This window comes from Bordetella genomosp. 7 (assembly GCF_002261415.1).
GTDB lineage: Bacteria > Pseudomonadota > Gammaproteobacteria > Burkholderiales > Burkholderiaceae_B > Bordetella_A.
On sequence record NZ_NEVI01000005.1, the window covers coordinates 1 to 22,859 of the forward strand.

20 protein-coding genes are annotated in these 22,859 nt (G+C 67.7%); 15 read left to right on the plus strand and 5 right to left on the minus strand.

Annotated elements, in window-relative coordinates; all coding sequences use genetic code 11:
* Positions 1-130: 130 nt before the first annotated feature.
* Positions 131-1,024, minus strand: a complete 894-nt coding sequence (locus CAL18_RS02740) for an AEC family transporter (RefSeq protein ID WP_026640931.1) — start codon at positions 1,022-1,024, stop codon at positions 131-133.
* Between the two features lie 222 nt (positions 1,025-1,246).
* Between CAL18_RS02740 and CAL18_RS02745 the strand changes: the two genes are divergently transcribed.
* Entirely contained in the window at positions 1,247-2,230 is a 984-nt protein-coding gene (locus tag CAL18_RS02745; protein ID WP_026640930.1) for a tripartite tricarboxylate transporter substrate binding protein BugE, read from the plus strand.
* Positions 2,231-2,308: 78 nt separating this feature from the next.
* On the opposite strand, the gene CAL18_RS02750 is transcribed toward CAL18_RS02745, so the two are convergent.
* Positions 2,309-3,205 (minus strand): LysR family transcriptional regulator, encoded by an 897-nt coding sequence (locus CAL18_RS02750; RefSeq protein ID WP_026640929.1) that lies wholly within the window; start codon positions 3,203-3,205, stop codon positions 2,309-2,311.
* Between the two features lie 97 nt (positions 3,206-3,302).
* On the opposite strand from CAL18_RS02750, the gene ggt reads away from it, so the two are divergent.
* On the plus strand, positions 3,303-5,051 hold the full coding sequence (gene ggt / locus CAL18_RS02755) for a gamma-glutamyltransferase (RefSeq protein ID WP_094817290.1): 1,749 nt from the start codon (positions 3,303-3,305) through the stop codon (positions 5,049-5,051).
* Here ggt and CAL18_RS02760 read toward each other — a convergent pair.
* From CAL18_RS02760 to CAL18_RS02770, 3 genes are all read right to left on the minus strand, one after another.
* The gene (locus tag CAL18_RS02760; RefSeq protein WP_094817291.1) at positions 5,048-6,187 is read right to left on the minus strand and encodes a CaiB/BaiF CoA transferase family protein; all 1,140 of its coding nucleotides are present in this window, start codon (positions 6,185-6,187) and stop codon (positions 5,048-5,050) included. The genes ggt and CAL18_RS02760 overlap by 4 nt on opposite strands.
* Before the next feature lie 13 nt (positions 6,188-6,200).
* Positions 6,201-7,178, minus strand: coding sequence for a Bug family tripartite tricarboxylate transporter substrate binding protein (locus CAL18_RS02765; RefSeq protein ID WP_094796004.1), 978 nt, complete (start codon positions 7,176-7,178; stop codon positions 6,201-6,203).
* A gap of 105 nt (positions 7,179-7,283) precedes the next feature.
* Complete coding sequence (locus CAL18_RS02770; RefSeq protein WP_094817292.1) at positions 7,284-8,972, minus strand: acyl-CoA dehydrogenase family protein; 1,689 nt, start codon at positions 8,970-8,972, stop codon at positions 7,284-7,286.
* Positions 8,973-9,091: 119 nt separating this feature from the next.
* On the opposite strand from CAL18_RS02770, the gene CAL18_RS02775 reads away from it, so the two are divergent.
* The 13 genes from CAL18_RS02775 (at position 9,092) to CAL18_RS02835 (ending at position 22,716) form a co-directional block, all read left to right on the plus strand.
* The gene (locus tag CAL18_RS02775; RefSeq protein ID WP_094817293.1) at positions 9,092-9,994 is read left to right on the plus strand and encodes a LysR family transcriptional regulator; all 903 of its coding nucleotides are present in this window, start codon (positions 9,092-9,094) and stop codon (positions 9,992-9,994) included.
* Positions 9,995-10,118: 124 nt separating this feature from the next.
* On the plus strand, positions 10,119-10,622 hold the full coding sequence (locus CAL18_RS02780) for a MaoC family dehydratase (RefSeq protein ID WP_094817294.1): 504 nt from the start codon (positions 10,119-10,121) through the stop codon (positions 10,620-10,622).
* A gap of 71 nt (positions 10,623-10,693) precedes the next feature.
* Positions 10,694-11,683 (plus strand): TRAP transporter substrate-binding protein DctP, encoded by a 990-nt coding sequence (gene dctP / locus CAL18_RS02785; protein ID WP_094817295.1) that lies wholly within the window; start codon positions 10,694-10,696, stop codon positions 11,681-11,683.
* A gap of 1 nt (position 11,684) precedes the next feature.
* On the plus strand, positions 11,685-13,304 hold the full coding sequence (locus tag CAL18_RS02790; RefSeq protein ID WP_094817296.1) for an amidase: 1,620 nt from the start codon (positions 11,685-11,687) through the stop codon (positions 13,302-13,304).
* Positions 13,301-14,305, plus strand: coding sequence for a TRAP transporter substrate-binding protein DctP (gene dctP, locus CAL18_RS02795; RefSeq protein WP_026640920.1), 1,005 nt, complete (start codon positions 13,301-13,303; stop codon positions 14,303-14,305). Before CAL18_RS02790 ends, dctP (CAL18_RS02795) begins: the two co-directional genes overlap by 4 nt.
* Complete coding sequence (locus CAL18_RS02800; protein WP_170940278.1) at positions 14,292-14,912, plus strand: TRAP transporter small permease; 621 nt, start codon at positions 14,292-14,294, stop codon at positions 14,910-14,912. The genes dctP (CAL18_RS02795) and CAL18_RS02800 overlap by 14 nt, the downstream gene beginning before the upstream one ends.
* A complete protein-coding gene (locus tag CAL18_RS02805; protein WP_094817297.1) occupies positions 14,909-16,180 on the plus strand; it encodes a TRAP transporter large permease in 1,272 nt (423 codons plus the stop codon). Before CAL18_RS02800 ends, CAL18_RS02805 begins: the two co-directional genes overlap by 4 nt.
* Positions 16,181-16,195: 15 nt before the next feature.
* Positions 16,196-17,593: an MmgE/PrpD family protein gene (locus CAL18_RS02810; protein ID WP_094817298.1), complete on the plus strand. Its 1,398-nt coding sequence runs from the start codon at positions 16,196-16,198 to the stop codon at positions 17,591-17,593.
* 25 nt (positions 17,594-17,618) lie between these two features.
* Positions 17,619-18,773, plus strand: a complete 1,155-nt coding sequence (locus tag CAL18_RS02815; protein ID WP_026640917.1) for an acyl-CoA dehydrogenase family protein — start codon at positions 17,619-17,621, stop codon at positions 18,771-18,773.
* Entirely contained in the window at positions 18,770-19,960 is a 1,191-nt protein-coding gene (locus CAL18_RS02820) for a CaiB/BaiF CoA transferase family protein (RefSeq protein ID WP_026640916.1), read from the plus strand. The genes CAL18_RS02815 and CAL18_RS02820 overlap by 4 nt, the downstream gene beginning before the upstream one ends.
* A complete protein-coding gene (locus tag CAL18_RS02825) occupies positions 19,957-20,715 on the plus strand; it encodes a GntR family transcriptional regulator (RefSeq protein ID WP_026640915.1) in 759 nt (252 codons plus the stop codon). The genes CAL18_RS02820 and CAL18_RS02825 overlap by 4 nt, the downstream gene beginning before the upstream one ends.
* The gene (locus CAL18_RS02830) at positions 20,712-21,932 is read left to right on the plus strand and encodes an MFS transporter (protein WP_094817299.1); all 1,221 of its coding nucleotides are present in this window, start codon (positions 20,712-20,714) and stop codon (positions 21,930-21,932) included. The genes CAL18_RS02825 and CAL18_RS02830 overlap by 4 nt, the downstream gene beginning before the upstream one ends.
* Positions 21,916-22,716, plus strand: a complete 801-nt coding sequence (locus CAL18_RS02835; protein ID WP_094817300.1) for an HpcH/HpaI aldolase/citrate lyase family protein — start codon at positions 21,916-21,918, stop codon at positions 22,714-22,716. The genes CAL18_RS02830 and CAL18_RS02835 overlap by 17 nt, the downstream gene beginning before the upstream one ends.
* Positions 22,717-22,859: the final 143 nt, after the last annotated feature.

Sequence of the window (22,859 nt, forward strand, 5' to 3'; positions counted from 1 at the left end):
CCCCACAACCTCAGCTCCCCACCCAGACGCCCCACAACCTCAGCTCCCCACCCAGACGCCCCACAACCTCAGCTCCCCACCCAGACGCCCCACAACCTCAACTCCCCACCTCAACTCCTCACCTCCACCCTCACCCCCCCACCGCCATCCAGACCGGCACCGTCACCACCGACAGCAGCGTCCCCAGCGAAATCAACACCGACACCATCCGCCCGTCTCCCCCCATCCGCATCGCCAGCACATAAGCCGCCGACGCAGTGGGCAACGCAGCGAATAGCAGCAGCATGCGCGCCTCGCCCGGCGGCAGGCCGCAGAACCTGGCCGCTCCCAGCGCCGCCAGCGGCAACAGCACCAGCTTCACCGTCAGCACCCACGCAATCAGCCGGCCCTGCCCCTGGCCGCCTTGCCAGAACAGGCTGGCGCCCACGCACAGGATGCCCAGAGCCAGCGACGCCGCCCCCAGGCGCGCCAGCACCGTATCCACCGGCCCCGGCAACTGCAGCCCCGCCAGATTGCCCGCCAGCCCCAGCACCGTAGCCATCAGCAGCGGATTGCGCAGCAGCTCGCGCAGCACCCCATTGCCGCCATGGCGCGCCAGCCCATACACAGCCGCGATATTTGCAATAGGCACCGCAAAGCCGACGATCAGCGCCATGGTCGTCTGCCCCTGCGCGCCACCCAGGCTGGCCGCCAACGCCAGGCCGATATAGGTATTGAAGCGGAACCCGCATTGCGCGGCGGACGCCAGCGCCAACGGTTGCGCGCGCAGGGCGCGTCCGCCCAGCCAGGTCAGCGCGATGCCCGCCCCAAGCACCAGCGACGTGGCCTGCAACAGGGTCAGCGCCGCCCCCGCGCTGATGGGCGTGCGCAGAATCGCCTGGAACAGCATGGCGGGGAACAGCACGAAATACACCATGCGCTCGGTGCCGGCGAAAAACTCGCGGGTAAAGCCCAGTTTGTGGCGCAGCAGCCAACCCAGGGCGATGAGCAGGAAATCCGGCAGGACGAGCAGCGCAACCGACATGAAAATCCAAAAAAATTGGGGAAACTACCGCAAATCCCACCCGCGCCAGGCGCCGATTTGCTGATATTCTCCACGAATTCGGCAGAGCGCGCGCACGACCGATAAACCGGTTTTTATATACTTCGCCTCACCCGATTCACGGCACGCGGCCTACCGGCCGTACGCCGATGCCTGCACCATCGGCCTCAACAGGGGCCCGCACTTGGAGGAAATACAACAATGATGATCAAAGCACGTACCCTCGCCACCGCTGTCGCGATGGCCTGCGGCCTGGCCGCCACGTCCGGCGCCGTGGCCGCCGACGCCTATCCGAACAAGCCTATCCGCGTCATCGTGCCGTTCGCGCCGGGCGGGTCCACCGACATCATCGCGCGCCTGGTCACCCAGCGCATGAGCCAGGAACTGGGCCAACCGATGGTGGTTGAAAACAAGGGCGGCGCAGGCGGCGCCATCGGCGCGGCGGAAGCGGCCCGCGCGGCGCCCGACGGCTACACGCTGTCGATCGCCACCGTGTCCACCATGGCGGTCAACTCGGCCTGCCGTCCGGACGATCTGCCCTACGACCCCATCAAGGACTTCCAGCCGGTTACCAATTTCGCCAACACCGCCAACGTGGTGTCGGTGAATCCCAAGTTCCCCGCCAAGGACTTCAAGGGCTTTCTCGAAGAGCTGAAGAAGAACCCCGGCAAGTACTCGTACGGCAGCTCGGGCACGTGCGGCGTGCTGCACCTGATGGGTGAATCGTTCAAGATCGCCACCGGCACCGACATCGTGCACGTGCCCTACAAGGGGTCGGGTCCGGCCGTGGCGGACGCGGTCGGCGGCCAGATCGAGATCCTGTTCGACAACCTGCCGTCGTCCATGCCCCAGATCCAGGCGGGCAACCTGCGCGCAATGGCCATTGCCTGGCCCGAGCGCATCGACGCCATCAAAGACGTGCCCACCTTCAAGGAAGTGGATTTCGCGAAGCTGAACCAGCCGGTCTGGTACGGACTGCTGGCGCCCGCGGGCACGCCCATGGACATCGTCAACAAGCTGCGCGACGCCGCCGTGGTGGCCCTGAAAGACCCGAAGGTCGTCCAAGCGCTCGACCAGCAGGGTTCGGCGCCGTCGGGCAACACGCCTGAAGAGTTCGCCAAGGAAATCAAAGAGCAATACGACTGGGCGAAAGACATCGTCAAGCAGAGCAACATCACGCTCAACTAAGCCGCATGCAGGCCACGCGGGCGTCGCGGCGCCCGCAACGTGGTCGAGCGTTACGGGCGCCCCTGGGGCGCCCGTTTTTCATGGGGCCAGCGGAAACTGCTGCTCGAGCTCGGCGCAGGCCTGGCGCAGGCGTTCGATGAGTTCTCGATGCAGCGCCGAAAGCGGGTCCTGGGTGCGCGTCAGGATGCTGAGCGGCACCTTGAGCGGCGGGTCCAGACGGCGCACCACCATGCCCGGCCGCAGCATGGCGCGGACGGTAATGGCATCCACAATGGCTTCGCCGCAACCGGCCTCGGCCAGGGCGCAGGCCACATAATGTGTCTGCACCTGGATGGCGACTTCCGGATCCAGGCCTTGCGCATCCAGCGCCATCTGCAGCAGCGACCCCGACGCATCGCGAGCATCCAGCAGGATGAGCGTATCGTGCATCAGGTCGGCCAGCCGGGTACTGCCCCCGCCGGGCTTGCGGCCCAGGTGCACGAGTTCGGTATGGCCCAGCGGCGCGCGTGTCAGGCCGGGGTAGTCGTGCATATCGAATGTCACGGCCACATCGAGCTCGCGCGCCAGCAGCCCCTGCACAAGTTCCGCGCTGTGATGCGTGTGGATGTCGAAGGTGATGCCGGGCCGCGTGTCGCGGCTGGCGCGCACGACCTGCGGCAGCAGCCCCAGACCCAGCGCCGGCGCGCAGCCCACCCGCAGGTGGCCGTTCGGGCGTTCGCGCAGGTTCGCCGCCAGGCGGCGCAGGCTGCTCAGGTCCTGGTTCAGTCGCGAGACTTCCGGGGTCAGGATCTCGGCCTCGCGCGTGGCCACCAGCCGGCCCTTGACGCGGTCGAACAGTTTGAAGCCCAGCTGGGCCTCGGCATGCGCCAGCAGCTTGCTGGCGGCCGGCTGTGAAATGTGCAGCGCCGCCGCGGCTTCTGTCAGCGAACCGGTGCGGCGTATGGCTTCGAAGATTTCTATGTGGCGAAGGCGCATGGGGTAATCATAGGCGACACAGGCAGCGTGACGCATTCTATTGCGATAATGGCCGTGGCGGCCGCCAGCCGGCGCCGCGCAACCCTGGAGGCCAGCCATGCGCATTCGATTCTGGATAGGGATAGGCGCCGCATGCGCCGTGTGGAGCGCGCCGGGTTGGGCGCAGCCCGCCGCGCACGAAAGCCTCAACCCTGAAGCGGCCTCGGGCTACGTGGCCAGGCAGGCGGTGACGGCGCAGCGGTACATGGTGGCAACCGCCAACCCGCTGGCCACCGAGGCGGGCTACCGCATGTTGCGCGCAGGGGGCAGCGCCGTGGATGCCGCCATCGCGGCGCAATTGGTGCTGGGCCTGACCGAGCCGCAGTCGTCGGGCCTGGGCGGCGGCGCGTTCATGGTGCACTATGCCGCACCCGACGGCCGGATGCGGGTCTACGATGCCCGCGAATCCGCGCCGGCGGCCGCGCGCGCCGACCGCTTCATGCGTGACGGCAAGCCGCTGCCGTTCAAGCAGGCCGTCAACAGCGGCATGTCGGTCGGCACGCCGGGCCTGCTGCGCGGGTTGGAACTGGCCCACGCGCAACAGGGCAAGCTTGCGTGGCGCACGCTGTTCCAGCCTGCCATCGAGCTGGCCATTCAAGGTTTCGAAGTGTCGCCGCGCCTGCATGCCATGCTGGCCGAATCGCGCGACGAATTGCTGGCGCAGCCGGCGGCGGCGCGTTATTTCCTGGGGCCGGACGGCCGGCCGTGGCCGGTAGGCCACGTGCTGAAGAACCCCGATTACGCCGCCGTGCTGCGGCGCGTCGCCGACAAGGGCGCAAGCGCGTTCTATCACGGTGACATTGCGCAGGACATCGTCGCGGCGGTGCGCGCCCACGCAACCCCCGGCGACCTGAGCGTGGCCGACCTGGCCGCCTACCGTGCGCGTACGCGCGAGCCCGTATGCGGCCTGTATCGCGGTTACCGCCTGTGCGGGCCGCCCCCGCCCAGCAGCGGGCCGCTCGCCGTGTTGCAGATGCTGGGCATCCTGGAGCATTTTCCGATGGCCAAGCTGGGGCCGCGCAGCGTGCAGGCGGTGCATTACTTTGCCGAGGCGGGCCGCCTGGCGTTTGCCGACCGGGGCTTTTATGTGGCTGACCCGGAATTTGTCCGGGTGCCGGTAGAAGCCATGCTGGACCCGGCATACCTGGCCCGGCGCGCCGCGCTCATCCACCCGGACCGCGCGCTGGGCACGGCGCTGCCGGGCGATCCGGCGGGCTTGCTGGCGCTGCGCGGACACGGCAATGCGCTGGAAGTGCCGTCCACATCGCACATCGCGGCGGTCGACGGGCAGGGCAATGTGCTGTCCATGACCAGTTCCATTGAATCCGCCTTCGGCAGCAAGATATTTGTGCGCGGCTTCCTGTTGAACAACGAGCTGACCGACTTTTCGCTGTCGGCGCAAGACCCGGAAGGCCGGCCCGTCGCCAATCGTGTGCAGGCCAACAAGCGGCCGCGCAGTTCGATGGCTCCCATGATCGTGTTGCGCGACGGCAAGCCGTACATGGCGGTGGGCTCGCCCGGGGGCAGCGCCATCATCAACTATGTGGCCAAGACGCTGGTTGGCGTGCTGGACTGGAAGCTGGACATCCAGCAGGCGATTGCGCTGCCCAACATGGGCAGCCGCAACCAGGCCACCGAAGTCGAGCGGGGCACCGCGCTGCAAGACATGCTGCCGGCGCTGCAGGGCATGGGTCACGAGACCAGGGCCGTGGACTTTCCCAGCGGTATACAGGGCATCGTCATCGACCAGGGCAGCCTGGTGGGCGGCGCCGATCCGCGCCGCGAAGGGCTGGTGATGGGCGATTAGCTCGCGCCGCGGATCTCTGCGTCGTGCTCGCCCAGGGCAGGCGGCGGGCGGCGCAGCGACGCAGGCGTGCGCGACAGCTTGACAGGCGAACCCACGCCCCGGTAGTCGCCGTCTTCCCACACCATGTCGCGATGCCGGGTGTGGGGGTGGTTCAACACGTCTTCCACGGTCTGCACGGCCGCAGCGGGTACGCCCTGGCGCAGCAGCTGTTCGGCCAGGCGGGGGGCGTCGTGGCCGGCCAGCAGCGCCGACAGCTCCGAACGCAGCGCCTGGCGATGCAGCAGGCGGTCTGCGTTGCTGGCGAAACGGGCATCGCCCGCCAGTTGCGGGGCCTGCAGGGCCTGCGCCAGCGCGGCGAACTGGCGGTTGTTGCCCACCGCCAGGAAAATGGGCCCGGTGCGCGTGGGCAGTGTCTCGTAAGGCGCGATGTTGGGATGTGCATTGCCGGTACGGGCAGGCACCTTGCCGCTGTAAAAATAATTGGACGCATGCGGGTGCAGCAGCGAAATCGCGCAGTCGTACAAGGTGATGTCCAGGAACTGCCCCAGGCCGCTGCGGGCGCGCTCGTTCAGGGCTAGCAGTACAGCGACGGCCGCGTTCAGGCCCGTGACCATGTCCACCACCGGCAGGCCCACACGCGTGGCGGGGCCGTCCGCGTCGCCGTTGACGCTCATCAGGCCGCACATGGCCTGCGCGCAGGCGTCGTAGCCGGGCAACCCGCCCAGCGGGCCGTCGGCGCCGAAGCCGCTGACGCGGCAATGAACCAGCCGTGGAAATTCCTGGCTCAGCGTGTCGTAGCCCAAGCCCCATTTTTCCAGGGTGCCAGGCTTGAAGTTTTCCACCAGCACATCGGCGTCGGCGAGCAGCCGGCGCAGCAGTTCCTGGCCCGCCGGCGCCGACAGGTCGAGCACCATGCCGCGCTTGCCGCGATTGACGCCTACAAAGTACGACGCCGTATCGCCCAGGAACGGCGGGCCCCATCCACGCGTTTCGTCGCCGGCCGGCGGCTCGATCTTGATGACATCGGCGCCATGGTCCGCCAGCAATTGGGTGCAATAGGGGCCGCCCAGCACGCGCGACAGGTCGATGACCCGGCAGCCCGCCAGCGCGCCGGCCGTCAATGTGGAAACAGGCATATACCGCTCTCCTTCAGTCCAGCGACACGCCGGCGTCCCGGATGACGGCGCGCCACTTCGGCACCTGCTCGCCAATGAAGTCGGCCAGGCCCTGCGGTGTCTGATCCTGCGCGGGCACGATGCCTTGCTTGTGCAGCGCCTCTTTAATCGATGGATTGGCCAGGGCTGCGACGAACGCGCGGTTGAGTTGCGCCACGATTTCGTCGGGCGTGCCGCGCGGCGCGACAATGCCGAAGAACACGCTGACGTCGTAGCCGTCGAGGCCCTGTTCGGCCAGGGTGGGCAGCTGCGGCAGGGCATCCGAGCGCTGTGCGCTGGCCAGGCCTATGGCGCGCAGCGAGCCGGCCTGCACGTGCGGCAGGGCGGTGAGAATGTCGGTGAATGACATGGATACCTGCCCTCCCAGCAGGTCGTTCAGGGCCGGCCCGGTGCCCTTGTAGGGCACATGCAGAATCTGCGTGCCCGCCATCTTGTTGAACAGGATGCCCGCCAGGTGCGACGATGCGCCGTTGCCTGATGACGCGTAGCTGAGCTTGTCCGGATTCTCTTTTGCATAGGCGATCAGCTCGTCCATGTCGCGTGCGGGGACCGACGGGTGCACAACCAGGATATTGGGCAGGTGCCCGATGCGCACGACCGGCGCATAACTTTTCTGCGGATCGTATTGCTGGTTCTTGTACAGGCTGACATTGATAGCCAGCGGCCCGGATGTGCCGAACAGAATGGTGTAGCCATCAGGCTTGGCATGGGCTACGTATTCGGCGCCGATATTGCCGCCGGCGCCGCCCCGGTTTTCGACGACGACGGTTTGCCCCAGCTGGTCTTTCAAGGCATCGGCCAGCCGGCGGGCCAGCGCGTCGGTGGGGCCGCCGGGGGGAAACGGCACGACCAGCGCCACGGGCCGGTCGGGATAGGTTGGTGCGGCCGTCGACGGCAGGTGGCACAGTGCGGCGGCGCTGGCCAGGGCCAGGCAGAACAGGCGGCGGTGCATGATGGTCTCTCCAGGTTGGCGGGGTGCGCTCTCGCCCGTGGTGCGGGTCGGAGCACGTTGTTGTAGATGGCCGGCGCGCGGCCGGCCCTCGGGCGTCGCGCCGGCCTACAGTGCGTAGGTCAGCACGGCGCGGCAATCGTCGTCTTCGTCGGCCGGCACCTCGCAGGGGTCGCGCGGCATCAGCCGGTGCCGCAACACCAGATCGGCCAGCGTGGCGCGGCTGGCCAGGCCGGGCGCGCCCGCCTCGCGCCGCAAGGCGGCGACCGACAGCGCGTGGTACAGGCCCGATGCAGCCTGGCGCGCCAGATCGGGGCGGTCCTGCAACGCGGCATGGCCGGCCAGCGCGAATGCGCCATCGAATGCACGCGACTGCGCATCGGCCAGCGCGGGGTCGCACGGCGCCCCCTCGCGCAGCAGGCTTTCCGTGTGCCGGCGCAGCGCCTGCAGCGCTTCGGTCTTCTTGATCGCGCGCAGCACGTCTAGCGCGACGATATTGCTGGTGCCTTCCCAGATCGAACCCAGGTGCGCGTCGCGCACCAGGCGCGCTTCGACGAATTCTTCGATGTATCCGCATCCGCCACGCACCTCCATGGCGTCGCCCGTGACCTTGCGCGCGTCGCGGCAGGCGCGAAACTTGATCAGCGGCGTCATGATGCGGGCCAGCACGGCGGCATCGGCATCTTGTTCGGCGCGGGCCAGCGCCGCAGCGGTCTGGTACATGACGCTGCGTGCCTGCTCGGCCCAGACGATCATCTTGGCCAGTTGCCGGCGCATCAGCGGCATGTCGACCAGGCGCTGGCCGAAGGCGCGACGATGCTGCGCGAAGTACACGGCCTCTGTCGCCGCGCGCCGCATCAAGCCGGCGGCGCGCATGCCGTTGGATAGCCGCGAATTGTTGATCATGTCGGCCATCTGCTGGAACCCTTTGCCACGCTCGCCCACCAGCCAGGCTTGTGCGCCCTCCAGCCGGATTTCGCCGCTGGCCATCGAGCGCGTGCCCAGCTTGTTCTTCAGGCGCAGAATGCGATAGGCGTTGTGCGTGCCGTCGGGCAAGTCGCGCGGCAGCAAGAACAGCGACACGCCCCCGAGGCCGGGCACGTCTTCGCTGCGGGCCAGGACCATGGCGTAGCCCGCGTCGGGATTCGAGCAGAACCACTTATCGCCGTACAGGCGCCACGTGCCGTCGTCATCCTGCTCGGCGCGGGTGGCTGTCGCGCTGACGTCTGAGCCCGCGCCTTGTTCGGTCATGAACATCGCGCCCTGGCGCAGTGTGTCCAGGTCTTGGGCAATCACGTCGGGCAACACGCGTTCGACCAGTGCACGGTCGCCATAACGGCGCAGGGTGCGCGCCAGCGAGTCGGTCATGCTGACCGGGCAGCACAGGCCGAACTCGGCCTGCACGAACACATGGCTCAGCGCGTACTTGGCGGCCGGCGGCATCGCTTCCGGCCAGCCCAGCACGCCGCCGCGATGCGAAAGCGCCGCCAATCCGAACTCTTCATATGCAAGGCGCTCCAGCTCGACATACGCAGGGTGTTTGTCAATGCGGGACTCATCCTGGCCGGCGCGCGTGCGCACCGACAGAGTAGGCGGATTCTGGTCGGCCACGGCGGCCAGTTCGTCGATCGGGCCGCCGGCCAGCGCGCCCAGCCGCTCCAGGTGGGGCAACAGGTGCTTGTACAGCGCCGGCGGCAGGTACAGGGCGCACAGCGGAGCCGCATAAGGATCGGCGCAGAACAGGTTCAGGCCCCGGGAGTCGGGCACATCCTGCAGGATGGCGGAGGATTCTGGCATGGCGGGCTCGGGCAAACATTCGAAGCGCCATGGTCACGCAGGTTATCTATCTATACAAATACTGATTTTATGGTCAACAATACATATTAAATATCAATGGCCTGGCATGCGGCACTCAAATGGATCTTGAACCCCGACTGCTGCGGTATTTCATCGCGGTGGCTGAAGAACGCCATTTCAGCCGCGCCGCGGCGCGCCTGCATTTGTCGCAGCCGCCGCTGAGCTACGCCATCCGCCAATTGGAAAGCACGCTGGGCGTAAGACTGTTCGAGCGCACCAGCCGGCACGTGGCCCTGACGGACGCGGGGCATGTGCTTTATCGCGAAGCCCAGGCGCTGCTGCGCCAGTCCGAAGCCATCGGTACGCTGGTGCAGCGCGTGAACGCCGGGTTGCGCGGACGCCTGCGCATCGGTTTTGTGGGGTCGATGTTGTATCGCGGCATGCCCGACCTTCTGGCCGCGATGCGGGCGGCGCTGCCGGATGTAGAGCATGTGCTGACTGAACTGAATTCGCACGACCAGATCGAGGCCGTACGGCGTGGCGAACAAGACCTGGGCTTTATCCACGCCAATCCCGCGCCGCCCGAGGTCTGCACGCTGGACCTGGTGGCGGAACCCTTTGTACTGTGCGTGCCCGCGGCGCATCCGTTGGCGAAGCGCCAGCGTGTCCGCCTGGCGGCGTTGGCAGGCGAGGACTTCATCTTTTTCGCGCGCGCGGCCTCGCCCAGCTACTACGAGACGGTGCTGTCGCTGTGCGTTACGGCCGGCTTCCACCCGGCCGTGCGCCACGAAGTGCGCCATTGGCTGAGCGTGGCCGCGCTGGTGTCGCAGGGCCTGGGCGTTTCCATTGTGCCGGCCTGCCTGGCGCGCAGCCGGCTGGCCGGCACGCGATTCATCGCGTTCGACCATGAAGCGCGTTCGGTCAGCCAGGCCATCTGGTCCGCGCAGGCGGCATCGCCCCTGCTGCAGCGCGCGGTGGAGCTCATGCGCCGCCACTATGGGCTAGTGACGGCAGGGGACTGAACTGCCCGCGCGGGTGCTTCGCGAAAGCGATGCTGCGGCGCAGGATGAAAAGTCGTTGACAGGGGGCGCCTCTTTGTTCGAGTATTTGTCCAGACAAACTAACAAACTAGACAAAGGAGGCAATATGGAGGTCATGGCCGTCGGGCCCAAGCGGTATCGCTTCAGTTTCGGCCGCTATCTGGAAGAGTTCGAGGTGGGCGCGGTGTACGAGCACCGGCCCGGCCGCACGCTTACGGACGCCGACAACATCCAGTTCTCGTTGATGACGATGAACTTTCATCCCATGCATTGCGATGCCGCCTACGCCGGCAAAAGCGAATTCGGCAAGCTGCTGGTCAACAGCGGGCTGACGCTGGCCGTGGTGCTGGGCATGACGGTGGCCGATGTCAGCGGCAAGGCGATCGCCAACCTGGGGTGGAAAGAAATCAACCTGACCGCGCCCGTTTTCGCGGGCGACACGCTGTACGCCGAGTCCGAAGTGCTCGAGCTGCGGGAATCGCGCAGCCGGCCCACGCAGGGCATCGTCACGACCCGCACCCGCGCCTTCAACCAGGACGGCGTGGAGGTCATGAACTTCATCCGTTACAGCCTGGTGCCCAAGCGCGGGCACGGCGTGGGCGACCAATAAGCATTACATGCCCGTTTGTGCGCGGGCGCCGCCCGCGTTGCATTGCAGTACTCACCAGAGGAGGTATTGCCATGTCGTATTCATTGTTGCGCCGTGCGGCGCTGCTGTTTGCGCTGCTGTCGCCATTGAGTTCTTACGCAGTCGAGATGGTGTTGACGTCGGAAGTCGCGGCGTCGCACTGGAAAACCAAGTACATGAACGAGTTTGCGCAGGACGTTGCCAAGCGCACGAACGGCGCGGTGCAGGTCAAGGTGTTCCCGGCCTCGCAGCTATACAACGACCAGGATGGCCTGGCCGCCATCGGCACGGGCGCCGTGCACATGGTGTGGCCGGTGTCGGTGCGGCTCGAGACGCTGGATGCCGGGCTGGGCTACGTGAACCTGCCGTTCGGCCTGTCGGACAAGCTGATGGAGAACCAATGCTTTGCCAGCGGCCTGACGGAACTGATATCCGACCGCCTGAAATCGCGCCAGCTCCAGGTGCTGGGGCTGCTGCGCACCGCCGACCTGTTCTTTATTTTTCGCGACCGCGACGTGAAGTCGCTGGCCGACATGCAGGGCGCCAAGCTGCGCGTGACTGGCGGCCGCATCTTCCTGGACATGGTGCGCAGCTTCGATGCAAGCCCCGTGTCGATGGCCGCGTCGGAAATGAGCACTGCGCTGGCCCAGGGCGCGATCGACGGCGTGCTGACGTCGCCGGCCGGCTGGGCCGAGATGATAGGCAAGACCGGCAAGTACGCGTTTCATGTGCCGGGCATGTCATTGGCCACCTATGCCGTCGTGGTGGACCGCAACTGGATGGACGCGTTGCCTGCCGACCAGCGCCAGGCCGTGGTCGACAGCCTGAACGACATTATCAAGCGCCAGTGGGATGAAGCGCGCGCCGCCGATGCCAAGGCTGTAAAGCAGATGGAAGCGCAGGGCTCGGTGTATCGCGTCGCGGACGATGCCGCCGCGGCGGAATGGAAAGCTCGCGCCGACATCGCGAAGAAGGTCTATACCGACAAGTACGGCGACGTGGTCAAGCAGGTCGACGCCATCGCGCAACGCTGCGGAGTCTGACATGGACGCTCTGATCCAGTCGGCGCGCGACTGGTCCGGGGCCCGCGGCCTGCCGCTGGACGGGGATGATCTGCCCGATCTTGCCATGGCCGTGGCCGGGCTGGCCGCGACGCTGCAAGAAGAAGCGGCGCAGCTGGCCATGACAGAAGTGGCGGCGCCGTTCGGGCAGGTGTTGTGCAGCCTGGCTCCCGAACCATGGCCGGACGCGCCCGCGCCGGCCGATGCGCCGGCCCGGCGCGGCAGCGAAGCATGGGTGCGCGACTGCCTGGCGCAGATCGAGCGCAGCGCACCCGGTCGGCTGGCGTGGGTGGATATCGATGCCGACGCCGCGCTGGCCCAAGCCCGCCAGCGCGATGAAGAATACCGGCAGGGCGGGCCATGCGGGCCGCTGCATGGCATGCCGGTGGGCATCAAGGACATGTTCGACCGCAAAGGGCGCGTGGCAGGCTGGGGCACCCGCCTGCGCGATGGCAGCGCGCCGGCCGGCGCCGATTCCGCGGTGGTGGCGCGGCTGCGCGCCGCCGGCGCCGTCGTGCTGGGCGCGCAGCACATGGCCGAGTTCGCCATGTCGCCCACCGGCTGGAATGCGACCCTGGGGCCCGGCCGCAATCCCTGGGACATAGACCGCGTATCGGGTGGCAGCTCCAGCGGGGCCGCGATGTCGGTTGCGGCGGGGCATGTGCCTTTGGCGATAGGCTCGGACACGGGCGGATCGGTGCGCCTGCCTGCGTCCTTGTGCGGCCTTACCGGCCTGAAACCCACCCAGCATCGCATCAGCGTGGCGGGCGCCATGCCGCTGTCGCCCAGCCTGGACTGCATCGGACCGCTGGCGTGGTCTGCCGAGCTGTGCGGCCATGCGTACCGCGCGCTGGCCGGCGCCGATGCGGCCGACCTTTCGTGCGTGGACGCGCCGGCCACCCTGGGCGATGCGCCCCGCGCCTTGCGCGTGGCCGTGCCGCGCTGGCGCGACGATGACCTCATGTCCGCCGACATGCGGCGGGCCCTGGACGAGGCGGTGCGCGCGCTGCGCGACGCGGGGGTCGAGTGCCATCCCGTGGCTTCTCCGTACCCGCTGCTGCAGCGGGCCGGGCAACTGGCTTCGATCGTGCTGGCGGTGGAAGCCGCCGCCATGCACCGGCGCTGGCTGCACGAGCACGGCGACGATTACGGGCACCAGGTGCGCCGCCGCATCGCGCGCGGCCTGCTGGTGTCGGGAGCGGACTACTGCAATGCCCTGCGCCTGCGCGAGCCCTTCCTGCGGCATTACCTGGATGCCGTACAGGGCGGGGCCGATGCCCTGCTGCTGCCGTGCACGCCCGATGTCGCGCCAAGGGTCGACGACACGCACGGGTCCGACCAGGCTCGCCTGGAACGCGAATTCGCGCTCTTGTCCTCGTGGACACGCGGCATCAACTACCTGGGCCTGCCGGTGCTGACCCTGCCGGCGGGCGCCGGCGCCGGCGGCCTGCCGCTGGGCATGCAGCTGGTGGGCCCGCCCTTGGGCGAGGACAGGGTGCTGGCGCTGGGCAGGCTGTTCCAGCGCACGACGACATGGCATGCGCGCCGTCCGGCGCCCGGCATGCAAACAGGCGGATCAACCGCCGCGACGGAGGCGACATGAAGACGATCTGGAGCAAGGCGGCGCCCTGGTGCGCCGCCCTGGCGATCTGCTGGGGTGGCGCGGCCGGGGCCGCAGAAATGATCATCACCAGCGAAATTCCGCTGGCCACCAACCCCAGCCCGTATATCGAGCAGTTCATTGCCGAGGTTGACAAGCGCACCGACGGCGCAGTCAAGGGCAAGTACTTTCCGGCTTCGCAGCTGTACAACGACCGCGACGGCCTGGCCGCGCTGGGCACCGGCGCCGTCCACATGGTGTGGCCGGTTTCGTCGCGCCTGGAGCAGTTCGACGCGCGCGTGGGCGTGGCCAGCCTGCCGTTCGCGCTGACCACCGAAGAAATGACCAATGCGTGTTTCGCCGAGGGCTTCACGCGCATGATCTCGGGCTATCTGGAGCCGCGCGGCATGCAGGTGCTGGGCTTTCTGCGCACGGCCGACCTGATCTTCCTGATGAAAGACCGCGACATCCGCCAGGTTGACGACCTGAAAGGGCAGAAGGTCAGGGTGATAGGCGGGCAGATCATGCTGGATGCCATGCGTTCGGTGCAGGCCAGCCCCATCTCGATGGCGGCGTCCGAAATGTCTGCCGCGCTGTCGCAGGGAGCCATCGATGGCGCCATGACCTCGCCCGCAGGATGGGTAGACGTGCTGGGCAACACGGCGCGCTATGCCACGCTGGCTCCCGGCATGGGCCTGGCGACCTCGGCCGTGACAGTGGACAAGATGTGGCTCGATGGCTTGCCGGGCGACCAGCGCAAGATCATCCAGGACGTGCTGGCCGAGATTATCGCGCGGCAGTGGCAGGAAACCGTCGCCAAAGACCGCCAGCTGATCGACAAGATGGTGGCGCAGGGCGGCCATTACCGCGTCATGGAGCCGGCCGAAGTCGACAAGCTGAAGGCGCGCTTCGTGGCGGCGGGCGAGGGCTTCCGCAGCAAGCATGCCGATGCCATCGTGCAGCTGGAGAAGATCCGAAAGGAGTGCGTCAATGATGGCAAGTGACCTGAATTCGGCTTCTATACCCGCGGCGCCCGCCGCGGCGCGCGTGGCGCCCGTGTTCGGCCGGCTGGGCTGGATATCGCGCCTGGTGCTGGCGTTGGCCACCGCCCTGGCGCTGGGCGCCACGGGCATCATGATCCTGGAAGGCTTCAGCCGGTATGTGCTGGATGTCAGCTATTTCTGGGCCGAAGAATCCGTGCGTTTCCTGATGGTGTGGGCGTTTTTCCTGACACTGGGCATCGCGGGTTTTCGCCACTGCCATATTCGCACCGAACTGCTGGTGCAGCGGCTGCCGCCGCCCGTGCAGCGCGCGGTCTGGCTGCTGACCAGCCTGGCGGGCATGGCGTTCGCCTTCATCCTGGCGTATTCGTCCATTCCCCAGGTGCAACGGTTCTACACCATGGGCATGGTGTCCGAGTCATCGCTCGAACTGCCGATGTGGCTGTTGTTTCTGGCCATGCCGGTGGGCGGCCTTGCGCTGTTCGTGTATTACGCGTGCGCCGCCTGGTATGCCTGGCGCTGGGGCGATCCGTTCGTGCCCGAGGCTGCAGAAGACGAGCCCGATGCTGGCGTCGTGGCCGCCATCTCTGGCAAGGAGCCGCTGCTATGACACTGGGACTTTCGGTTTTGGGCCTGCTGGTGCTGCTGGCCCTGGGCGCGCACGTGGGCACGGCCATGGGCCTGATGTCCAGCGCCATGGTGATGTCGGTGGACGGCGTGCCCCTGACCGTCGTGGCGCAGACCGCATTCAAGTCCATCAACAGCTACCCGCTGATGGCCATACCGATGTTCGTGCTGATGGGCAACCTGATGATGCGCGGCAACATCGTGGCGCTGATGATCGAGCTGATCGGCAGCGTGGTGCGCTGCGTGCGCGGCGGCCTGGCGCTGACGGTGATGCTGGCCTGCGTGTTCTTCGCGGCGGTATCCGGGTCCAGCGTGGGGTCGGCAGCCGCCATCGGCGCGGCCACGGTCGATGGCCTGAAGCGCGAGAATTACCCGCCGCGCTTCTCGGCGGCCCTGGTGGCGGTGGGCGGCACGCTGGGGCTGATGATTCCGCCTTCGCTGGGTTTCATCCTGATCGGCTCCATCGTGGGCCTGCCCGTGGACCGGCTGTTCGTGGCCGGCATCGTGCCCGGCCTGATGGAAGCCGCGCTGCTGTTGCTGACCACGGCCTGGCTGACGCGGCGGGGCGGCTACGGCGCCACCACGGTCAAGCCGGATTTCGCCGGCTTCGTGAAGCGTCTGCCGCGCGCCTCGGGCGCGCTGTCGATGCCCGTGCTGGTGCTGGGCAGCATCTACCTGGGCATTTTCACCCCCACCGAAGTGTCGGCCGTGGCCGCCGGCTATGCGGCGCTGCTGTGCGTCGTGGTGTACCGGACCATGAACTGGCGCACGGTCTGGCAGGTGTCGCAGGAATCCATCCTGCAATCCACCATGATCTTCATGGTGGTCATGGGAGGCAGCCTGATCGGCTTCATCCTGGCGCGCATGGGCGTATCGGCGTCGCTGATCGGCTTCATGGAACGCATGGACATGTCGGCCTGGCAGTTCCTGCTGCTGGCCAACGCGGTGCTGCTGTTGCTGGGCATGTTCCTCGATGGCGTGGCGATGATCGTGCTGACGGCGCCCTTGCTGTTTCCCATGGCCACGCACCTGGGCGTTGACCCGGTTCACTTTGCCGTGATCATGGTCGCCAATGTCGAGATCGCGACGCTTACGCCGCCCATCGGCCTGAACTTGTTCGTCATGAGCGGCATCGCGCGCATTCCGGTCGAGCAGGTGGCGCGCGGCGTGGTGCCGTTCTATGTCACCCGCCTGGTGTCGCTGGCGTTGATTACCTTTGTGCCCGCGTTGTCGCTGGTGCTGCTGGATTGATAGGGAGGACCTGCAATGAAAGACCACGCTGAGGCGCCGGCCACGCTGGCGCTGTCCGAAACACTGGCGCGCTACGCCGCCGGCTTTGAGGCCGCTGCCATTCCCGCGTCGGCGCGCGAACGTGCCCGCCTGTTGATGCTGGATTCCATCGGCATTGCGCTGGCCTCGCACGGTTATGAGTTTTCGCGACGCGCGCTGGCTGCCATCGGCGAACTGGACGGCGGCGGCGACAGCGTCGTGATAGGGTCGTCCCGGCGCATGGATCCGCGCAATGCGGCGCTGGCAAACGGCGTGTTGATCCACGGCCTGGACTACGACGATACGCACGCGCGCGGGGTGATCCATGCCACGGCGTCGGTCCTGCCCGCCGTGCTGGCCGTGGCCGCGCGCGATGACCGTTCCGGCGCCGACATGCTGGCCGCCTATGTGCTGGGCATGGAAGTCGCCACGCGCCTGGGCGCCGTGGCCAAGGGGGGGTTTCACCAGGTGGGGTTTCATCCCACCGGACTGATCGGCGCCTTCGGCTGCACGCTGGCGGCCGGCTGGCTGCTGGGGCTGGATGCGCAGCAGCTGGTGGATGCCCAGGGCATCGCGCTTTCCACGGCCTCGGGCAGTCTGGAATTCCTGAATGATGGCGCCTGGAACAAGCGCATGCATCCCGGCTGGGCGGCGTGCGCGGGCATCACGTCCGCCACCTTCGGCAAGCATCGCTACACCGGCACGCGGCTGGCCTACGAAGGCCGCTTCGGACTGTACGCCAGCCACCTGGGCGCGCTCGATTACGACCTGGGCCTGGCCATGGCAGGGCTGGGCACACAGTGGGAAGTCGAACGCGTGTCGGTCAAGCCGCTGCCGGCCTGCCACTTTACGCATGCCGCGGTCGACGCGGCCGCGCGCCTGCATGCGCAGGGCGTGCGGCCGGAGCAAGTGCGCCGCATCACCGTGCTGGTGCCCGCCGAAGTCGTCAAGACGGTGTGCGAGCCGGAGGCCTCCAAGCGCAAGCCGGCCAACAGCTACGAGGCGCAGTTCAGTATTCCCTATCTGGTGGCCACCGCCTTGTGCAAAGGCCGATTGACGCTGGACGACCTGGAAGAGGCCGCGCTGCGCGACCCGGCGGTGCTGGGGCTGTGCGCCCTGACGGATTATCGCCACGACCCCGACAGCGACTTCCCGCTGCATTACGGCGGCGAAGTCATCGTCGAGCTGCAGGACGGTCGCACGCTGCGCGAGCGCGAGGCGGTCAACCGCGGCGCCGAAGACCGGCCGCTTGGCGCTGACGACATACGCGCCAAGTTCCACGACAACGCGCGCCGCCAGGTGTCCGCCGAGCGCGCCGCCGCGATCGAGGCGTGCGTGCTGGGGCTGGAGCAGGGGTCGGCGCGCGCGCTGGCCCAGGGCCTGGCGCAGGCATGAGCGAGATATTCACATGGAGACCGGCATGAACTCACATGACGAAAGCCAGGAACGCCTGATCCTGGATATGGTGGGCCGCTTCCTCGAACAGGAAGTCCGCCCGCACGTCTGGCAATTCGAGCACGACGATGTGTACCCCGTGGAAATCGTCGAAAAAATGAAGGAAATGGGCCTGTTCGGCTGCCTGATCGCGCCCGAGTACGGCGGCCTGGGCCTGTCCACGGTGACCTACGCCCGGATCATCGAGCGCATCTCCGAGGAATGGATGTCGCTGTCGGGCATCCTGAATTCGCACCTGATCATGGCCATGTGCGTACAGCGCAATGGCACCGAAGCGCAGAAGCAGGCCTTCCTGCCGCGCTTTGCCACCGGCGAGCTGCGCGGCGGCATCGGCCTGACCGAACCCGATTGCGGCACCGACCTGCAGGCGATCCGCACGGTGGCGCGCCGCGAGGGCGATGACTACGTGGTCAACGGCAGCAAGATGTGGATCACCAATGGCTATCACGGCAACTGCTTCGCGCTGCTGGTCAAGACCGACCCGCAGGCCGAGCCGCGCCACAAGGGCATGAGCCTGTTCATCGCCGAAAAAGGCCCGGGGTTCACGGTCAGCCGCCAGCTGGAAAAGCTGGGCTACAAGGGCATTGATTCCACCGAACTGGTGTTCGAAAACTACCGCATTCCGGCCGACCGCCTGATCGGCGGCGCCGAAGGCCGCGGACTGCAGATGGTGCTCAACGGCCTGGAGCTTGGCCGCATCAACGTGGCCGCGCGGGGCGTGGGCGTGGCGCAGGCCGCGCTGCGCGAAGCGGTGAAGTACGCCCAGCAGCGCAAGACATTCGGCAAGCCCATCTGCGAACACCAGGCCATCCAGACCAAGCTGGGCGACATGGCCACGCGCACCGATGCCTCGCGCCTGCTGACGTTGCGCGCGGCCGAAGCCTACGACCGCGGCGAACGTTGCGACATGGAAGCCGGCATGGCCAAGCTGTTCGCCACCGAAACCGCTGTCGAGAACAGCCTGGAAGCCATGCGCATCCACGGCGGCTATGGATATTCCAAGGAATATCTTGTCGAGCGCTTCTATCGCGACGCGCCGCTCCTGGTAATAGGGGAAGGCACCAACGAAATGCAGCGCATCATCATCGCCCGGCAACTGGTGCAAAGGAACCCCATATGACCCTGCCGTTGAACGGATTGCGCATCGTCTCGGTAGAGCAGTACGGCGCCGGGCCCTTCGGCACGCAGCACCTCGCCGACCTGGGCGCCGAAGTCATCAAGATCGAAAACCCGCGCGATGGCGGCGATGTGGGCCGTGCCGTGGGCCCGCATTACTTCGGCCCGGGCGACAGCCACTTCTACCAGGCTTTCAATCGCAACAAGAAGAGCGTCACGCTGGACCTGAAGCACCCCGAAGGCCGGCAGGTGCTGCACGACCTGTGCAGGCGCGCCGATGCGGTGTTCAACAACCTGCGCGGCGACTTGCCGGGCAAGCTGGGGCTGACCTACGACACCCTGCGCGAGGTGCGGCGCGACATCGTGTGCGTGCACCTGTCGGCCTACGGACGCGACGGCGAGCGCGCGGGCTGGCCGGGCTACGACTATCTGATGCAGGCCGAGGCCGGCTATCTGTCGCTGACAGGCGAGCCCGACGGGCCGCCCGCCCGTTTCGGCCTGTCCATCATCGACTTGATGACGGGCACCACCGCCGCGCTGGGGCTGGTGTCGGCCGTGCTGGGCGCGCGCCAGAGCGGCGTGGGGCGCGACGTGGACGTCAGCCTGTTCGACGTGGCCCTGCACAACCTCTGCTACGTGGCCACCTGGTACCTGAATGGCGGCCACCAGACCGGCCGCGCGCCACGGTCGGGGCACCCGTCGCTGGTGCCCAGCCAGCTGTACCGCACGGCCGACAGCTGGATCTTCGTGATGTGCAACAAGGAAAAATTCTGGCCGTTGCTGGCAACGGCCATGGACCATCCCGAATGGGCCGAAAACCCCGACTACCGCACGTTTGCCGACCGCCTGCGCAACCGCGAGCGTTTCAACGAGGAGCTCGAGGCGGTGTTCACGACCCGATCCACCGCCGACTGGATGGAGCGATTCGCCGGGAAGGTGCCCGCCGCGCCGGTTTATGATGTGGCCCAGGCGTTGGACAACCCCTTCGTGCATGCGCGCGGTTGCCTGCTTGATGCGTACGATGCCCAGGGCCAGGCCGTGACAAGCGTGGCCCCGCCCATTCGCTGTCCCGGCGAAGCGCCACTGGCGCGCGCCGCGCCGGCCATGGGCGCCGATACCGATGAATTGCTGGCGCAGGCGGGCTACGATGCCGGCCAGATCGCCCGACTGAGGAAAAGCGCAGTTCTATGACTGTAAAGATCGAAGCGCCCGGCGGCCGGCCTCGCTATCTTCAGCTGGCCACCACGCTGGTCCACGAGATACGGACGGGCCGGTACCCGGTGGGCGGCCTGCTGCCCACCGAGTTCGAATTGTGCGACCAGTTCGGAGTGTCGCGCTTTACCGTGCGCGAAGCGGTCAAGCAACTGGTGCAGATGGGCATGGTGACCCGCCAGCCGGGAGTGGGAAGCCGTGTGCTGGCCGCGGCGCCCGTTACCCAATATACGCAGACCATGTCGGGCATCACCGACCTGCGGCAGTATGCCTACGAGACCTCGCTGGAAATCGAAGGCCAGGCGCTGCTGGAAGTGCAGGGCGAACTGGCCGATACCCTTGATGCCTCGCCCGGAGAAACCTGGCTGCACGTCTGGGGCTTGCGCTATACCGAAGCGCACGACGCGCCCATCTGCATGACCGACGCGTACGTCGCGCCGGCATTCCGCTCCGTATCCGGGCTGAGCGGGCGCATGACGCGCGCGCTGTATGCCGTGCTCGAAGAGCAATTCGACCTGCAGATCAAGACCGTGCACCAGGACATCCGTGCCGTGGTGCTGGACAAGGCCGCCGCGCGGCGCCTGGATGCCAAGCCGGGCTCGGCGGGCCTGCGGCTGGAACGCCGCTACCTGGATGCGCGCGACGAGCTGGTCGAGCTGGCGATCAGCGTGCACCCCGCCGATCGCTTCACGTATCGCGAGTCCTTCCGGCGCGACTGGCAGGTGTCGATGTGAAGCTGGGTGGGGCGGGTGTCCTGGTCATTACCCTGGCCATCCAGTCGCTGGTGGCGGCGGCCGCGCTGGTGGTGCCGGTGCTGGCGCCGGTGCTCAGCGAGGCAGCCGGCGTGGGCGCCGAGCTGGTGGGCGTGTATGTGGCGCTGGTCTACGTGGGCGCCATGGCGGGCAGCCTGAGCGCCGGCAGCTGGGTGGCGCGGCTGGGCGCGATGCGCGCCAGCCAATGGGGGCTGGGCCTGTGCGCCGCCGGCCTGCTGTGCAGCCTGTCGGGCCAGGTGTGGCTGCTGGCCGTGGGCGCCGTCTTGCTGGGCCTGGGCTATGGGCCCATTACGCCGGCCAGCTCGCATTTGCTCATCCGCACGACGCCATCGCACCGCATGTCGTTTGTGTTTTCCATCAAGCAGACCGGTGTGCCGCTGGGCGGCGTGCTGGCAGGGCTGCTTGCGCCCAAGATGGAAATCGCCATGGGGTGGCGCGGCACGCTGCTGGCCACGGCGCTGGCGTGCCTGGCGTGCGCCGCGCTGGCGCAGCTGGTGCGGGCCGGGCTGGACGCAGACAGGCGTCCGGGCCGCAGCGCCGGGCTGGGTGACCTGGCCGCGCCGCTGGCGCTGATTTTCTCGCGGCGTCCGCTGGCGTTGCTGGCCGGCGTGTCCCTGTGCTTTTCTGCCGTGCAGTGGTCGTACAGCGCGTATGTGGTCACCTACCTGCACGACAGCCTGGCCTACACCCTGGTGGCAGCCGGGATGATGCTGTCTGTGGGCCAGGTGGCCGGCGTGGCCGGGCGCCTGCTATGGGGCTGGTGCGCCGATCGTTACCTGGGCCCCGTCATGATGCTTGCGGCGCTGGCCCTGATGATGGCGTTCGGCATATTGGCGCTGGTCTTGCTGCCCGCGGGCGCGCCCGTGCCCGTGGTTGCGCTGGCGCTGGTGGTGCTGGGCGCGGCGGCGGTGGGCTGGAACGGCGTATACCTGGCCGAAGTCGCGCGGCAGGCGCCGCCCGGCAAGGCCAGCCTGGCCACTGGCGGCGCGCTTACGTGCACCTTCCTGGGCGTGGTGCTGGGGCCGCCGCTGTTCGGCGCCATCGCCGCGCTGCTGGGCGGCTATCGCCCGGCCTTTGTGCTGATCGTGATTCCGGCGCTGGTGTTCGGCCTGTTGCTGGCCACGCAGCGCCGCCATTTTGCCGCACCGGAGCCCGCCGATCATGCATCGTCTGCGTAGCCTGCTGTTCGTTCCCGGCGATCGCGCCGATCGCTATGCCAAGGCTGCCTCAATGGGCGCCGACGCCATCATCCTGGACCTGGAAGACGCCGTGCTGCCCGATGCCAAGCCGGCCGCGCGCGACGCCGTGGCCGGCTGGATCCACCAGACGCGCCACTCCGCCATCGTCCGCGTCAACAGCGCCGCAACGCCCTGGTTTGAAGACGATCTGCGCGCGCTGGCGCGGGCGGGCTGCCGGGCTGTCATGGTGCCCAAGGCCGAGTCCCCTGATGTGCTGCGCCGCGCGCGTACCATCGTCGGCCACGACGCGGCGCTGTTTCCCCTGATCGAAACCGCCCAGGGCGCGGAATGCGCGCGCGAGCTTGCGCGCCAGCCCGGCGTGGCGCGGCTGGTGTTCGGCAGCGTGGACTATGCACGCGACACAGGCATCCAGGACGAGCAGGGCTGGCTGCCGGCGCGCATCGGCCTGGTGTTGGCCTCGCGCCTGGCGGGGCTGGCCGCTCCTATCGACGGCACGACGCTGCAGTGGCACGACGAGCCGGCCGTCCGTGCCGCGGCGGCGGCGTCGCGCCGCCTGGGGTTCGGCGGGCAGCTGTGCATCCATCCGCGCCAGGTCGAGCCCGTGAACCAGGGGTTCATGCCAACGGACGATGAACTGGCCTGGGCGCGCCGCGTGGTGCAGGCGGTGGCCTCGGGCGCGCATGGCGCCATCACCGTCGATGGCAAGCTGGTCGACAAGCCTCTGCACGATATTGCGCTGGCCTGGTTGCGGCAGGCGGGCTAGGCCGCGGTTGTTGTCAGTCCGATAGTCGTCCACTACACTGCCTGCACAGATCGTGAATCGCGACGCGCGCTTCTGAAGCGCCTGGCGCGTCGCATCGGCACGTGACCGCGGGAGGGCTGATTGAGCAAGTCGGCAACCGATAG

Excerpts from the sequence above, each read along its gene's own strand:
- CAL18_RS02740 (WP_026640931.1), bottom strand. The coding sequence starts at position 1,024 with ATGTCGGTTGCGCTGCTCGTCCTGCCGGATTTCCTGCTCATCGCCCTG.
- CAL18_RS02745 (WP_026640930.1), top strand. The coding sequence starts at position 1,247 with ATGATCAAAGCACGTACCCTCGCCACCGCTGTCGCGATGGCCTGCGGC.
- CAL18_RS02750 (WP_026640929.1), bottom strand. The coding sequence starts at position 3,205 with ATGCGCCTTCGCCACATAGAAATCTTCGAAGCCATACGCCGCACCGGT.
- ggt (WP_094817290.1), top strand. The coding sequence starts at position 3,303 with ATGCGCATTCGATTCTGGATAGGGATAGGCGCCGCATGCGCCGTGTGG.
- CAL18_RS02760 (WP_094817291.1), bottom strand. The coding sequence starts at position 6,187 with ATGCCTGTTTCCACATTGACGGCCGGCGCGCTGGCGGGCTGCCGGGTC.
- CAL18_RS02765 (WP_094796004.1), bottom strand. The coding sequence starts at position 7,178 with ATGCACCGCCGCCTGTTCTGCCTGGCCCTGGCCAGCGCCGCCGCACTG.
- CAL18_RS02770 (WP_094817292.1), bottom strand. The coding sequence starts at position 8,972 with ATGCCAGAATCCTCCGCCATCCTGCAGGATGTGCCCGACTCCCGGGGC.
- CAL18_RS02775 (WP_094817293.1), top strand. The coding sequence starts at position 9,092 with ATGGATCTTGAACCCCGACTGCTGCGGTATTTCATCGCGGTGGCTGAA.
- CAL18_RS02780 (WP_094817294.1), top strand. The coding sequence starts at position 10,119 with ATGGAGGTCATGGCCGTCGGGCCCAAGCGGTATCGCTTCAGTTTCGGC.
- dctP (WP_094817295.1), top strand. The coding sequence starts at position 10,694 with ATGTCGTATTCATTGTTGCGCCGTGCGGCGCTGCTGTTTGCGCTGCTG.
- CAL18_RS02790 (WP_094817296.1), top strand. The coding sequence starts at position 11,685 with ATGGACGCTCTGATCCAGTCGGCGCGCGACTGGTCCGGGGCCCGCGGC.
- dctP (WP_026640920.1), top strand. The coding sequence starts at position 13,301 with ATGAAGACGATCTGGAGCAAGGCGGCGCCCTGGTGCGCCGCCCTGGCG.
- CAL18_RS02800 (WP_170940278.1), top strand. The coding sequence starts at position 14,292 with ATGATGGCAAGTGACCTGAATTCGGCTTCTATACCCGCGGCGCCCGCC.
- CAL18_RS02805 (WP_094817297.1), top strand. The coding sequence starts at position 14,909 with ATGACACTGGGACTTTCGGTTTTGGGCCTGCTGGTGCTGCTGGCCCTG.
- CAL18_RS02810 (WP_094817298.1), top strand. The coding sequence starts at position 16,196 with ATGAAAGACCACGCTGAGGCGCCGGCCACGCTGGCGCTGTCCGAAACA.
- CAL18_RS02815 (WP_026640917.1), top strand. The coding sequence starts at position 17,619 with ATGAACTCACATGACGAAAGCCAGGAACGCCTGATCCTGGATATGGTG.
- CAL18_RS02820 (WP_026640916.1), top strand. The coding sequence starts at position 18,770 with ATGACCCTGCCGTTGAACGGATTGCGCATCGTCTCGGTAGAGCAGTAC.
- CAL18_RS02825 (WP_026640915.1), top strand. The coding sequence starts at position 19,957 with ATGACTGTAAAGATCGAAGCGCCCGGCGGCCGGCCTCGCTATCTTCAG.
- CAL18_RS02835 (WP_094817300.1), top strand. The coding sequence starts at position 21,916 with ATGCATCGTCTGCGTAGCCTGCTGTTCGTTCCCGGCGATCGCGCCGAT.